The following is a 14,170-nucleotide window of genomic DNA, read 5'->3' on the forward strand; positions in this document are numbered from 1 at the left end:
GCGTTTGGTGATATCATGATAGAAACGCACTGTCAAGACAGGCAGGCGCGCAAACCTTCCCACAGGTCAGAACGGCAGGGGACAGCAAGGAGCCTTTGCCGGGTGTAAAGAAGAGAGGATACTATTCATGGACGAAATCAAGGTTGTGCCTTATATTCCAGATGAGGACTACGACAACCCCGCAATGGTCGTGGATTTTTATGAATTTACAATGGCAAACTGCCTGTTCCTGCACGGATTCAAGGACACCACGCTGGTGTTTGATATGTTCTTCCGCAAGAACCCGGATGCTCAGGGCTACTCCATCAGCGCCGGCCAGCGCAAGCTGACCCGCTTTCTGCTGAACTACCACTTCAATGCACAGGATATCTGGTGGCTGCGCACCAAGGGCATGAGCGAGGAATTCTGCGAGTATCTGCGCACCTATCAGTGGAAGGGCGACATGTACGCTCTGCCCGAGGGCACGGTGGCATACCCGCATGTGCAGATGGTGCGCATCGAGTGCGACCTCGTGGGCGCAATTCTGATCGAGACCTACCTGCTGCAGACCATGAACTTCCACAGTTTGATCGCCACCAAGGCTACCCGCGTCACCGGCCTGAACACCCACACGCCCCGCAGCGTGATGGAATTCGGCACCCGCCGTGCGCAGGGCGAAAGCGCCGGCAACGATGGTGCATATGCTGCTGTTCTGGGCGGCTGCGTGGGCACTGCCAACTGCTTGGCCGAGATGAAGTTCGGCGCGGAGGTCAAGGCTGTGGGCACCGTAGCGCACAGCTTCATCGAGTTCTTCCCCACGGAGTTTGATGCCTTCAAGGCCTTTGCCGATACCTACCCGGATTCGGTCAGTCTGCTGCTGGACACCTATAATATCATGGAGAGCGGTCTGCCCAACCTCATTAAACTGGACGATTACCTCATCGAAAAATACCCCAACGACCCGAACCGCCGCGTCAAGAGCGCCCGTATCGACTCCGGCGACCTGGCCCGCGGCTCCAAGCGCCTGCGCAAGGCACTGGATGCGGCCGGTAAGCCTTACATCAAGCTGGTGGCTTCCAATGGTCTGGACGAAAAGAAGATCGCCAACATGGAGCTGTATGAGCACGCTCATTTTGACTCCTACGGCGTGGGCGAAAACCTGATCACCTCTGCTTCCGACCCCGTGTTCGGCGGTGTGTACAAGCTGGTGGCGGTCAAGCAGCCGGACGGCAGCTACACTCCCAAGATGAAGTGCTCGGATTCCGCCAGCAAGGCCATCATTCCGGGCAAGAAGATGCCGTGGCGCCTCTACGATGAAAATGGTCAGGCCCAGTGTGACCTGATCGCCATGGATGATGAAGTCATCGAGGCGGGCAAGCCCGTCACGATGGTCAATCTGGACTCCGATGCCATCGAGCGCACCGTCACCATTACCCCCACCAAGGTCAAAAAACTGCTGGTGCCGCATGTGCTGAATGGTCAGCTGGCCATTGAGCTGCCTTCGATCGCAGAGAAGAAGGCATACATTGCAAAGCAGCTCACCGAGGAGACCTGGGAGAGCGAACTGCGTCTGGAGTGCCCGCATAAGCACTATGTGAACATGACCCCGGCTGTGGCCGAGTGCCGTTCCAAGATGTATGCAGAGCTGCACGGCGGCAAGGTGTAAAATAAGCAAAATAAAAAGCCCCTCAAGCGTAAGCTTGGGGGGCTTTTTATGCCGCCGACGGGGGTCGAACCCGTACTCTGTCTCCAGAAAGGGATTTTAAGTCCCTCGTGTCTGCCAATTTCACCACAGCGGCATACAACGCTAATAATAATACAATAGAATGGCTTCTTTGTCAAGAAAAAGCACAGAGCCCGTCTCTTCATCCTCCATTCACGATTCATTTGTAAAAAGTGCTTTTTCTTTCCGTGGTTTCATGGTATAATAACCTTCAGATACGGTTTTCCGGGCCGTAGCCGCGTGCTTTGGCAGCGCGGCAGAAGAGGGCAGAGCGGGCAGCGTACCGCTCTGCTGGGGCAGTGCCCGCAAGATAGGGCGGGCGGGAAATACAAAAAGAGAGGCGAATCGAGATGTTGGATATGATCAAGTGCAGCACCGGCGGCGCATACTATGCCCGCGGTGAATGGGTGCCTGCAGACGGCGAAGCAAGCGCCGCACTGGCAGCAAAGGGCTTTGATGCCGCAGCCATCGAGAACGCAAAGACCGGCACCATGGCCTACAGCATTCTGCAGGCCCACAACACCAGCGGCGATGCCGAAAACCTGAAGATCAAGTTCGATGCCATGGCCAGCCATGACATCACCTTTGTGGGCATCATCCAGACGGCCCGTGCGTCCGGTCTGGAGAAATTCCCCATTCCGTATGTGCTCACCAACTGCCACAACAGCCTTTGCGCCGTGGGCGGCACCATTAATGAGGACGACCACCGCTTCGGCCTGTCCGCCGCCAAAAAATACGGCGGCATTTTTGTGCCCCCGCATCTGGCGGTCATCCACCAGTACATGCGCGAAAAGTTTGCGGGCTGCGGCAAGATGATCCTTGGCTCGGACTCCCACACCCGCTACGGTGCTCTGGGCACCATGGCCATTGGTGAGGGCGGCGGCGAGCTGGCAAAGCAGCTGCTGGGCCGCACCTACGATGTGGCCCGTCCGGGTGTTGTTGCAATTTATCTCACCGGCTCTCTGCCTGCAGGCTGCGGCCCGCACGATGTGGCCATTGCGCTGGTGGGCAAGCTGTTCAAGAGCGGCTATGTCAAAAACAAGGTGATGGAGTTTGTCGGCCCCGGCGTTGCGTCTCTGCGTCAGGATACCCGCAACGCCATCGATGCCATGACCACCGAGACCACCTGCCTGTCCTCCATCTGGGAAACCGACGAAACGACGCAGAAATTCCTTGCGGTGCATGGCCGTGCCGCCGACTATAAGAAGCTGGCTCCGGCCGACCTTGCTTATTACGACGGTGTGGTAGAGGTAGACCTTTCTGCCATCCGCCCCATGATCGCACTGCCCATGCATCCCTCCAATGCATTTACCATTGAAGAGCTGAACGCAAACCTTGAGGATATTCTCCATGCCTGCGAGCAGGATGTGCAGAAGCTGATCGGCCGCAAGGATGTCAGCCTTGACCTGTGCAGCAAGATCGAGAACGGTAAACTGCGTGTGGATCAGGGCGTGATCGCAGGCTGCGCAGGCGGTCTGTACGACAGCATTTATGAAGCTGCCTCCATCCTCAAGGGCCACACCGGCGGCTGCGGTGACTACGCCCTGAGCGTGTATCCCGGCAGCCAGCCCATCATGATGGAACTGGTGCGCACCGGAGTCATCCACGACCTGATGGCCAGCGGTGCCACCGTCCGCACTGCGTTCTGCGGCCCCTGCTTCGGCGCAGGCGACGTGCCCGCCAACGGCGCGCTGTCTATCCGCCATACCACCCGCAACTTCCCCAGCCGCGAAGGCTCCAAGCCCGGCAACGGCCAGCTTTCCGGTGTGGCACTGATGGATGCCCGCAGCATTGCGGCCACCACGGCCAACGGCGGCATTCTGACCCCGGCTACCGATATCGACTATGATCCCACCGTGCCGGAGTATCAGTACGATCCTTCCAGCTACGATACCCGCGTGTATCAGGGCTTTGGCAAGGGCGATTACGATGCCCTGCTCAAGCTTGGCCCCAACATCAAGGACTGGCCCGAAATTGCACCGCTGGGCGATAACCTGCTGCTGAAGGTGGCATCTTACATCACCGACCCTGTCACCACCACCGACGAGCTGATCCCCTCCGGTGAGACTTCGTCTTATCGTTCCAATCCTCTGGGTCTGGCCGAGTTTACCCTCAGCCGCAAGGACCCGGAGTATGTGGGCCGTGCCAAGGCCGTGCAGGCCGAAGAAAAGGCCCGCCGTGCAGGCGAGGGCAGCGCCGAGGTGCTGGCCCAGCTGCACAAGGTGCCCGGCTGCGAAAACCTGACTTGGAACGATGTGCAGATCGCATCCACCATCTTTGCCGTCAAGCCCGGCGATGGTTCTGCCCGTGAGCAGGCGGCCAGCTGCCAGCGTGTGCTGGGGGCCGGTGCCAACATCGTTACCGAGTACGCCACCAAGCGCTACCGCTCCAACCTCATCAACTGGGGCATGCTGCCGCTGCAGCTGGTGGGCGCAACGCCGTTCGGTCTGGGCGACTATGTCTTTATCCCGAATGTCCGCGAGGCCCTCAAGGGCGACCTGCAGGACATCAAGGCCTATGTGCTGGGCGACACCGCAAAGGAGTTCAGCCTGTACATGGCCCCGCTGACCGCCGACGAGCGCAAGATCCTGGCCGACGGCTGCCTGATCAATTTCTATAAGCACTGATATGATAGAAGGCTTCCTCTTGGGGGAAGCCTTTCTCTGGTTTTCTTGGGAGGTTCATTTTCCATGCCCGGCGATCTTCACAACCATTCCACCTGTTCCGATGGCTCTGTGCCCATCCACCGCCTGCCGCTCATGGCGGCGCGGGCGGGGCTGGACACCATGGCCATTTCCGACCACGACACCCTGCTCAGCGTAAAGTACTGCTATGAGCACCCTGTGCAGGACGGCGTGCGCCTGCTCCCGGCCACCGAGCTGACCGGCTATGACCATGAGCATAAGCATCGCGTGCACCTGCTGTGCTACTTCCCGGACCCGGAAAGCCGGGAACTGAAGGAGCACTGCGACATTCTGCGACAGCGCCGCAACGAGTGCGGCCTGCAAAGCGCAAAGGAGATCGAAGCGCTGTACCCGCAGTTCCGCACGGAACAGGCGCTGGAATACGCAAAGGACAGCGGTGTGCTGTTCAAAAGCGGCATTATGGAAGCGCTGCACCAGCTGGGGCTGTGCGATGCTGTGTACGGCAAGCTGTACAGTTATCTCTTTGGCTGGGAGCCGCGCGGTGTGGTGCTGCATCAGGTAAAATATCCCTCGGTGCAGGAAGTGATCGCCACGGCGAAAGCTGCCGGTGCGGTGCTGGTGTTTGCACACCCGACCGTTTACAAGAGCATGCCGCTGGTGCGTCAGCTTGCCAAAGAGGGCATCATCGACGGCATTGAGGTGGAGCACCCCCGCAACAGCCCGGAGGACAGGGCCGAGTGTGCTGCTCTGTGTGAGCAGTATGGGCTGATCCATACCGGCGGTACGGACTTCCACGGTGCAAACCACAAGGTGCCGCACCCGGTGGGTACCTGTACCACGGCAGACGATCAGGTGGCCCGCATTCTGGAGCTGGCCCACAAGCGCCGCGGTATTGATGTGTGACCCGGTCACATTGACATTCCGGCACGCTGCTCTATAATAGAAGCAGACGATCTTCGTCGGGATTTCTGTCAAAAAGAGAGGATTTTGAACTATGAGCAAGGAATTCAGCTTCCCGAACAGCGGCACCTGTTCCAAGCAGACCAACTTTGTGCTGAACGATGACCACACCATTGCGTCCATGGAGGTCATTGGCGGCTGCAACGGCAACCTGAAGGGCATCTGCCGTCTGGTCAAGGGCATGAAGGCCGAAGATGTGATCGACCGCATGGAGGGTACGCTCTGCGGTTTCCGCAATACCAGCTGCCCGGATCAGATCGCCAAGAACCTGAAAAAGGCTCTGGCCGAAATGGACTGAAAAAATCAAACAGCGAAGGGGGAGATGCCTGCTGGTATCTCCTTTTTGTTTTCCCATCCCGACAGAAAGAGATGTTTTTTTTCTGTGCTTCGGGGCTATACTTCTTGTGAAAACGAATTTCATCAGCAAGGAGCGGGCAAATGAGTATTTGGGAAAAACTTGGCTTTGGCGGGTACAAGGGCTTTTCGCACGAGTCGGATCAGCTGCTGCGCAGTGCGGTGGAGCTTGCCGGGAACCTTGGCTGCGAAAAAGCCGATACCGGCCACCTGCTGCTGGCGATCCTGCAGCAGGATCACGGGGCGGCAGCACGGTTTCTGGAGGGCAAGCAGATCCGGGAACCGGAGGTGCGCCGTCAGCTGGCCGAGAGCCGCCGCGCACCGGCTTTGCATCTGGATCGCTACGCTCTTGCGCCGGACCTCAAGCGCACCATGGATTACGCCATCATCGGGGCACAGAACGCGCACCTGAACCGGGCCGAGCCGGAACATCTGCTCTGCGCCATGCTGGAGGATGACGGCTGCACAGCAGGCATCCTGCTGGCATCCATGGGCGTGCAGCTCACAGATGCCGTGCGGGAATGCCGCCAGCTGTCTGGGCAGTTCGTACTGCCGTATCAGATGCGGACCACGGTCAGTGCGCCGCGCGGCAGCCGCGCCAGTGATAAGTACTGCCGGGATCTGACCCGCCGTGCTGCGGAACGGGAACTGGACCCGGTGTTCTGCCGGGAAGCAGAGCTGGACCGCATGGTGGAGATCTTATGCCGCCGTCAGAAGAACAACCCCTGCCTTGTGGGGGAGCCGGGCGTGGGCAAGACCGCCCTTGCCGAAGGACTGGCCCAGCGCATTGCCACGGATCGTGTGCCCCGTGCGCTCAAGGGCCGCCGTCTGCTGGCACTGGATATGGCCAGCCTTGTGGCGGGCACCAAATACCGCGGTGACTTTGAGGAGCGGTTCAAGAACCTGCTGGAAGAGCTGGTGCGGGACGGCAGCTCCATCCTGTTCGTGGACGAGTTCCACACCATCGTGGGTGCCGGTGCAGCGGAGGGTGCCATCGATGCAGCCAGCATCTTAAAACCGGTGCTGGCCCGGGGCGAGATACAAATTATCGGCGCTACCACTACCGAAGAGTTCCGCACCCACATCCAGAAGGATGCCGCACTGGAACGCCGTTTCGGCAAGGTGCAGGTAGAGGAGCCTACGCCTGCGCAGGCGCTGGATATCCTCAATGGGCTTGCGCCGCGCTATGAGTGCTACCACAATGTCTGCCTTCCGCCGGAAGCGCTGCAGGCTGCGGTGGAGCTTTCGGTGCGGTATCTGCCGGGGCGCTTTCTGCCGGATAAGGCCATCGACCTTGTGGACGAAGCCTGTGCGGCGGCACGCATCCGGGCCGAGCAGGCAAAGCAGTCAAAGCCCACGCTGATGCCGGACGATATCGCCCATGTGGTGGCGCAGGCCAGCGGTGTGCCGGTGGAGCGGGTAGGTGAGCAGGAGCGGGAACGACTGGACAAGCTGGAAGAACGTCTCAACGCCGAGATCGTGGGCCAGAGCCGGGCTGTGGCTGCGGTGGCAGGTGCCATCCGGCGCAGCCGCACCGGTCTTGGCGAGCCGGGCCGGCCCATGGGTGCCATGCTGTTTCTTGGCCCCACGGGAGTTGGCAAAACGGCTCTTGCCCGGGCGCTGGCGGTCAGCTGGTTCGGCAGCGAAAAAGCCCTGCTCAAATTTGATATGTCGGAGTATCAGGAGCAGCACACCGCTGCCCGGCTGCTGGGTGCGCCGCCGGGCTATCTGGGCCATGACGAGGGCGGACAGCTGACCGAAGCAGTGCGCCGCCACCCTTACAGTGTGGTGCTGTTTGACGAGATCGAAAAGGCACACCCGGACATTCAGAACATCCTTTTGCAGATACTGGAAGATGGCCAGCTGACCGATGCCATGGGCCGCAAGGCGGATTTCCGCAACACCATCGTACTGCTCACCTCAAACCTCGGCGCACGTTTTTTGGCGGGTCAGAGCACGCCGCTGGGCTTTGCGGCGGGCAGCGAAGCCGTGTTTGAAAAGCAGTCTGCGCAGGCCATTGAGGAGGCAAAAAAGTGGTTCCGGCCAGAGCTGGCAGGCCGTCTGGACGAGATGATCGTATTCCGTCCGCTGGCCGACGACAGCCTGTGCGCCATTGCCGAAAAAATGCTGTGCCAGCTGGAGCAGCGTGCCGCCCGCAGCGGCTACCAGCTGCATCACACACCGCGGGTAGGGCAGGCGCTGGCAGCAAAGGCCCGCTCTGCCTACGGGGCCAGAGAACTGCGCCGCGCAGTGGACAGGGCAGTGGAGCAGGCACTTGCGGATCAGATCGCATCCGGCACGGCCTGCGTGGGCCAGCACTGGACGGCGGACTGCTCGGCGGATGGTGCTATCGTCCTGCGGGAGGACGAAACCGCAACACTGTAAAGCATCGGAAGCTCAAAAGGACCGCCCTGAGTTACAAGACCCGGGGCGGTATTTTTTTGTCTGCAGGGGGGAGCGGAGACATCCGCTCCTTTTTTGTGCGTACGGGGCAGGGACATTGTGAGATTGGCTCTTGCATCCTTTTGGTTTTCTGTTATCATAGAAGCAACAGAATTGCAGGAGGAAGTCCATGCGCACATTGTTTCTTTTGAACCCAACTGCCGGTAAGGCCGATTGCACCCGTACGCTGCCGCAGCAGATCAATGTTGCCGCCGCGCGTGCAGGGCTTGCGCCGGAAGAGTATACCATTCAGGTCACAAATCACGCCGGTCATGCCCGGGAGCTGGCCAATGCCGCTGCGCAGCAGGCCCGGCAGAGCGGGGAAGAACTGCGGGTCTTCACTGCCGGCGGCGACGGCACCTTCAACGAAGCGCTCACCGGGATCTATGGCTATGCAAATGCAGCCGTGGGCTGTCTGCCCTTTGGCAGCGGCAACGATTTTCTGCGCACCTTTGGTACAAAGGAAGAGTTTCTGGATCTGGATGCCCAGCTGGCCGGTGGGCCGGTGAGCATCGATCTGATGCAGACCAGCCTTGGCCTTTCGGCCACCATCTGCGCTGCCGGTCTGGATGCGCAGGTTGCCTACGGCATCCCGAAGTTCCGGCGCATCCCGCTGTGCGGCGGCGAGATGGCTTATGTGCTTTCCATTGTGGAACAGCTGTGCGGGCACATCGGCCGCAGGGTGGAGTATACCATCGATGGTGAAACGCTGGATGTGGACTGCCTGATGTGTGCCATCTGCAATGGCCGCACCTATGGCGGCGGTTTCTGTGCAGCGCCGGAAGCACAGCCCGACGACGGCTGGCTGGATGTATATATCATCCGCAAGGTGAGCCGCGTGACCATTGCAAAGCTGCTGGGAATGTACAAGAGCGGCAAGCACTTCCAGAACGGTCAGCTCGTCAGGGCTGCAGAGCCGTACTTCATTTACCGCCGCGCAAAGCAGGTGAGCCTGCGCGCTGCGGATGGCCGCGGGCCGATCGTTGCCACGGCAGACGGTGAATGCGCACCCAAGGAGCAGATCACTGTACAGGTACAGCCGCTGGCAGGGCGCATCCTTCTGCCAAAGCCTGCTTTTGAGCGCTTTGCAGCGCAGAGGACGGCACAGAGTGCAGACCGAACATGAAAAACCAGAAGAAGAGACAGCTTTTTTGTCCAAGAAAAAAGCTGTCTCTTTTTCGCTGTACGGCTGATTTTTTCATCTGTCATAAATTCTTAACAAAAAGAAGCAAAAAAGGTCTTGATTTTTTGGGTCAAGATGAGTACAATACACTTAGCACTCAGAGAAATGGAGTGCTAAAGAACCAAAGAGCCGACATGGGGCCCTTTGGACACAGCAAAGTTTTAAATTATATTTTTACTATAGGAGGGCAAGAACTATGAAGATCATTCCTCTTGCAGACCGTGTTGTCATTAAGGCTGTTGAGGTTGAGGAGACCACCAAGGGCGGTCTGATCCTGACCGGCAGTGCTAAGGAAAAGCCCCAGGTGGCTGAGGTCATCGCTGTCGGCCCCGGCGGCGTTGTGGACGGCAAGGAAGTCAAGATGACTGTGAAGGTCGGCGACAAGGTCCTCACCAGCAAGTACTCCGGTACCGAGGTCAAGGTGGACGGCGAAGAGTGCACCATCGTCCGTCAGGGCGATATCCTGGCAGTCGTTGAGGACTGAGCGGTTTCCCCTCTGATATTTGAAAATTGAGCTTTAAAGGAGCGATTTGATTATGGCTAAGCAGATCAAGCAGGGCGAGGATGCCCGCAAGGCACTGTGTGCCGGTATCGATACCCTGGCAAACACCGTTAAGATCACCCTGGGCCCCAAGGGCCGCAATGTAGTGCTGGGCAAAAAGTTCGGTGCACCGGTCATCACCAACGATGGCGTGACCATTGCCAAGGAGATCGAGCTGAAGGACGAGTTCGAGAACATGGGCGCACAGCTGGTGCGTGAAGTCGCTACCAAGACCAACGACGCAGCAGGCGACGGCACCACCACCGCAACCGTTCTGGCACAGGCCATGGTCACCGAGGGCATGAAGAATGTCACCGCCGGTGCAAACCCCATGGATATCCGCCGCGGCATGAGCAAGGCTGTTGCCAAGGCTGTTGAGACCATCAAGGCTCACAGCCAGAAGGTGAAGGACAGCAACGATATCGCCCGCGTCGGCACTATTTCTGCAGGCGACCCCGAGATCGGCCGTCTGATCGCCGAGGCTATGGAGAAGGTCACCTCCGATGGCGTTATCACCATTGAGGAGAACAAGACCACCGCTGAGACCTACAACGAGATCGTGGAAGGCATGCAGTTCGACCGCGGCTACCTCACCCCGTATATGGTCACTGATACCGACAAGATGGTGGCTGATCTGGACAACGCCGCTATCCTGATCACCGATAAGAAGATCAGCGTGATTCAGGATCTGGTCCCTCTGCTGGAGCAGGTGATGCAGAACGGTCTGAAACTGCTGATCGTGGCTGAGGACATTGAGGGCGAGGCTCTGTCCACTCTGATCGTCAATCGCCTGCGCGGCACCCTGAACGTCTGCGCTGTCAAGGCTCCCGGCTTTGGCGACCGCCGCAAGGAAATGCTGCAGGATATCGCAACCCTGACCGGCGGCACCGTGGTCTCCTCCGATCTGGGCTATGAGCTGAAGGATGCTACCGTCCAGATGCTGGGCCATGCCCGTCAGGTGAAGGTCTCCAAGGAGAACACCACCATCGTTGGCGGTGCAGGCGATAAGGATGCCATCGCAGCCCGCATCGCTCAGATCCGCAGCCAGATCGAGGCCGCTACCAGCGATTTCGACCGTGAAAAGCTGCAGGAGCGTCTGGCAAAGCTGGCTGGCGGCGTGGCCGTCATCAAGGTCGGCGCTGCTACCGAAGTTGAGATGAAGGACAAGAAGCTGCGCATCGAGGATGCTCTGAACGCAACCAAGGCTGCTGTTCAGGAAGGTGTTGTTGCTGGCGGCGGCACTGCTCCTATCAATGCGATCCCCGCTGTGCGTGAGCTGTGCGACACGCTGGAAGGCGACGAGCGCACCGGTGCCAAGATCGTTCTGAAGGCTCTGGAAGCTCCTCTGCGCCAGATCGCTAAGAATGCCGGTCTGGAAGGCAGTGTCATCATCGACAAGATCATCTCTGCCAACAAGCCCAACTACGGCTTTGATGCTCAGAACGAGGTCTTTGTGGACGATATGATCGCTGCTGGCATCGTTGACCCCACCAAGGTCACCCGTTCCGCTCTGGAGAACGCAGCCTCCGTCGCTGAGATGGTGCTGACCACCGAAAGCCTGGTCGCTGATCTGCCGGAGCCCCCTGCTGCACCCGCTGCTGCAGGCGGTGACATGGGCGGTATGGGCGGCATGTACTAATAGCTGCCAAAAAACCGCATGAATCCTTGATTTTTGGAGCGCGCAAAAGCGGATTTACGCCAAACTTACGCCACTTACGCCAAAAATCAAAGCGCACTATAGGGTAACAAAATCGGCACTCGCTGAAAAGCGGGTGCCGATTTTTTGCGTCTAGGGGATTTGAAGACTCATGAAACCCACTGATGGATTCTGCGAGCGGCAGACTGTCAGCGGCTTTATTGTTGACGAAAAACAAAGGTATGGATACAATAATAAAAAAGAATGTAAAACCGGAAGGGAGCGTGCCGCCGTGGAAAACCAGAGAGACTTCTGCACAGAATGCCGCAGAGAAACAAACTACACCCTGAAGAAAATCAAAATCAACCAGACCATCTGGGAAAAGGAGTATACTTTTGAAATCACGGCTGCTTTCTGCAACAAATGCGGCGGCGAAATGGGGATTCCCGGCCTGATGGACTACAACGTAAAGGAAATGGACGAGCAGTATCGTAGCATCAGAACGTGAGATGGGCTAAAGAAGCATACTGCAACAATGATATAAAAGTAGTTTCTTTTCGTGTGAGGTGAAATCAATGAATGCTGACTATGTTGAAAATATCATTCGAAATATTGATAAGCAATCTTATAAATGTATCTTAGTTGATGGCGCTTGGGGAATTGGTAAGTCTTACATGGTAAGAAAAGCACTGGAGGATATGAAGGACAGAACATGCTTTATCTCACTTTTTGGAATGGATGACGTTCAAAAAATATACCACGAAGCATTTTTTCAGTTGGCATTGCGTACTTCTCATGGAGGGAAAATCGCAAGCGGGGCAAAAGGATTTGCCAAAGCGGCCGGTAATTTTTGCGCAGAGGTTGCAAACTTGAATGGTGCACTTGCACAAGCGATATCTGAAAGAGAACTATTTGCGGTTACAGCAAGCAATTTTAAAAAGAACAGAATTATCGTCATTGACGATTTGGAACGCCGAAAGGCTGGATTGGATTTAGAGGAACTCTTTGGAGTGATTGAGGAACTAAAGCAGTCCAACTATATTAAGGTTATTCTTATTGCCAATTCAAATGAAATTCATGAAAATGAAAGAACTACGTTCAATAAGTATAAAGAAAAAACTATTGATCGTATCTTTGAGGTAACGGAACACTCGGCATCGATTAAGTGGGGAGTGTATGGAATAGATGGAGAATTTATTGATGCCTTTTTGATGCATCATAAAGCAAAAAATTTGAGAACATTGCAAAAGGCTCAAAATTTTTATAATGATGTGAAACAGTATTGCCTGAAAATAGAAAACGAACAATTTATGAATGAAGTAAAGATGCTCTGCTTTGCTGTTGTTGTAGAAGATGTAGATAAGTTATACTATAAAAACGATTCAACAGAGAAAGAAAATACTAACAGCAGATACCGGAAAGATGGGCATATCTTGAGCAATCATTTAAATGTCCGACTCGCAAACTATGTACATCTTCAATCTAGTGGTGCATTATTGGATGATATCTATAACTATTTTAAAAGCTCTAAGATGCTTAGTGAAGAAACCCTTCAAAAACATTATCAAAAATTCAAGGAAGCCGGTGATAAAGCAAATTATTACAAAACTGATGAGGAGATAGAGACTTACATTCAAAGTTGGAAAGCAAAATTACATGAAGCATCAAATAGTGTAGAATTGACGCAGTTGGCAGGGGAATATGATTATTGGTTTCAGGTGTTGGAAAAAGATGATGACGAACTTATTGAATATTACAGAGATGTTTTAAAAAACATGTTTTTATGTGAGAACAGAAGCGATAAAAGAAGTCCATTGGACTATTACAATAGCGATGAATTCCATGGCGCAACAGAAAAAATTCGTGATATATATGAAGAAGTACTTAAACAAACGAAAAAAGAAATTATAAGAACATATATCGAGAAACTTGGTGGTATCCTAGACGAAGAAATTGCATATGAGTATTCGTATTGGCTTAAAGAATGGTATACAGGAACGCTAGAGATGCATCGCTATATTGATGAAGAAATTGATCCCTTGTATCAAAGAAATTCGTTCCCTGTTGATAATATGTCAAAAACCAAAAAAATGGTCTGTTATAATGTTATGACCTTGTTATATCTACATGATAAAGAAAAACTTGAAAAATGCTATAATAGTTTGAAATCTGACTTTAGTAAAATGGGAATAAAACGAACAGAGGACATTTTGAAAGAAATTCGAGAAGACAACTAGTTTATATACAAAACAGCCGCCCAGCGACCTTACGGTCTCGCTGGGCGGCTTATTTTTTGCGTTTCCAGAGCAAATATTCTTCGTAGCGGTGCATCTCGTTTTGTTCTTCTTCGGTCAGGCGCTGGCGCTGGAGGCGGGCTTTGTCGGAGGGATCGTAATCGGACAAACCTAACAGAAAATCAGAAGAAGTATGATAGCGTCTGCAAATTGCAACCAGTGTTGAATGGTCAGGAGAACTTTTGTCGTGCTCCCAACTGCGGACAGTAGAAACCGAAACACTAAGAGCTTTTGCTAACACTTGTTGCTTTTCACCATTCAGCTTTCGTAATTCTGCCAGCCGCTCACCAATCATCTAGCGCACCACCCTTCTTTGCTTTCAAGTATAGAGAATCTTATTACTTTTGGCAAAAAGCGCCGAAATTCTTGTGAATTGGCTATAAAAGTGATAATATTATTGTTAGTATTGGCGG

11 protein-coding genes and 1 tRNA gene are annotated in these 14,170 nt (G+C 55.2%); 10 read left to right on the forward strand and 2 right to left on the reverse strand.

The genetic code is table 11. The features are described 5' to 3' along the window. Positions 1-127: 127 nt before the first annotated feature. Entirely contained in the window at positions 128-1,645 is a 1,518-nt protein-coding gene (locus ACGHP1_RS07365) for a nicotinate phosphoribosyltransferase (protein WP_005937257.1), read from the forward strand. Between the two features lie 49 nt (positions 1,646-1,694). On the opposite strand, the gene ACGHP1_RS07370 is transcribed toward ACGHP1_RS07365, so the two are convergent. Then, positions 1,695-1,778: transfer RNA gene (locus tag ACGHP1_RS07370), tRNA-Leu, on the reverse strand. A gap of 283 nt (positions 1,779-2,061) precedes the next feature. On the opposite strand from ACGHP1_RS07370, the gene ACGHP1_RS07375 reads away from it, so the two are divergent. The 9 genes from ACGHP1_RS07375 to ACGHP1_RS07415 all read left to right on the forward strand — a co-directional run bounded on the left by ACGHP1_RS07375 (position 2,062) and on the right by ACGHP1_RS07415 (position 13,700). Then, positions 2,062-4,329 carry a hydratase gene (locus tag ACGHP1_RS07375; protein WP_371288191.1) on the forward strand — a complete coding sequence of 756 codons (2,268 nt, stop codon included), beginning with the start codon at positions 2,062-2,064 and terminating at the stop codon, positions 4,327-4,329. A gap of 63 nt (positions 4,330-4,392) precedes the next feature. Beyond that, positions 4,393-5,250, forward strand: coding sequence for a PHP domain-containing protein (locus tag ACGHP1_RS07380; RefSeq protein WP_390508744.1), 858 nt, complete (start codon positions 4,393-4,395; stop codon positions 5,248-5,250). A 91-nt stretch (positions 5,251-5,341) separates the two neighbouring features. After that, positions 5,342-5,605, forward strand: coding sequence for a TIGR03905 family TSCPD domain-containing protein (locus ACGHP1_RS07385; RefSeq protein WP_005937268.1), 264 nt, complete (start codon positions 5,342-5,344; stop codon positions 5,603-5,605). 140 nt (positions 5,606-5,745) lie between these two features. Beyond that, complete coding sequence (locus tag ACGHP1_RS07390) at positions 5,746-8,046, forward strand: ATP-dependent Clp protease ATP-binding subunit (protein ID WP_390508746.1); 2,301 nt, start codon at positions 5,746-5,748, stop codon at positions 8,044-8,046. Positions 8,047-8,233: 187 nt separating this feature from the next. After that, positions 8,234-9,229 carry a diacylglycerol kinase family protein gene (locus ACGHP1_RS07395; RefSeq protein WP_097781854.1) on the forward strand — a complete coding sequence of 332 codons (996 nt, stop codon included), beginning with the start codon at positions 8,234-8,236 and terminating at the stop codon, positions 9,227-9,229. A gap of 253 nt (positions 9,230-9,482) precedes the next feature. After that, positions 9,483-9,770 carry a co-chaperone GroES gene (gene groES / locus ACGHP1_RS07400; RefSeq protein ID WP_005937287.1) on the forward strand — a complete coding sequence of 96 codons (288 nt, stop codon included), beginning with the start codon at positions 9,483-9,485 and terminating at the stop codon, positions 9,768-9,770. A 52-nt stretch (positions 9,771-9,822) separates the two neighbouring features. Beyond that, positions 9,823-11,466: a chaperonin GroEL gene (gene groL, locus ACGHP1_RS07405; protein ID WP_223387776.1), complete on the forward strand. Its 1,644-nt coding sequence runs from the start codon at positions 9,823-9,825 to the stop codon at positions 11,464-11,466. Positions 11,467-11,755: 289 nt separating this feature from the next. Next, complete coding sequence (locus ACGHP1_RS07410) at positions 11,756-11,971, forward strand: hypothetical protein (RefSeq protein WP_390508749.1); 216 nt, start codon at positions 11,756-11,758, stop codon at positions 11,969-11,971. Positions 11,972-12,038: 67 nt separating this feature from the next. Then, positions 12,039-13,700, forward strand: a complete 1,662-nt coding sequence (locus tag ACGHP1_RS07415) for a P-loop NTPase fold protein (RefSeq protein WP_390508751.1) — start codon at positions 12,039-12,041, stop codon at positions 13,698-13,700. Between the two features lie 49 nt (positions 13,701-13,749). Here ACGHP1_RS07415 and ACGHP1_RS07420 read toward each other — a convergent pair whose 3' ends face one another. Then, the gene (locus tag ACGHP1_RS07420) at positions 13,750-14,052 is read right to left on the reverse strand and encodes a helix-turn-helix domain-containing protein (protein ID WP_097783627.1); all 303 of its coding nucleotides are present in this window, start codon (positions 14,050-14,052) and stop codon (positions 13,750-13,752) included. Between the last annotated feature and the right edge of the window lie 118 nt (positions 14,053-14,170).

It is taken from the genome of Faecalibacterium sp. i21-0019-B1, assembly GCF_042852915.1.
GTDB classification, from domain to species: Bacteria; Bacillota; Clostridia; order Oscillospirales; family Ruminococcaceae; genus Faecalibacterium; species Faecalibacterium taiwanense.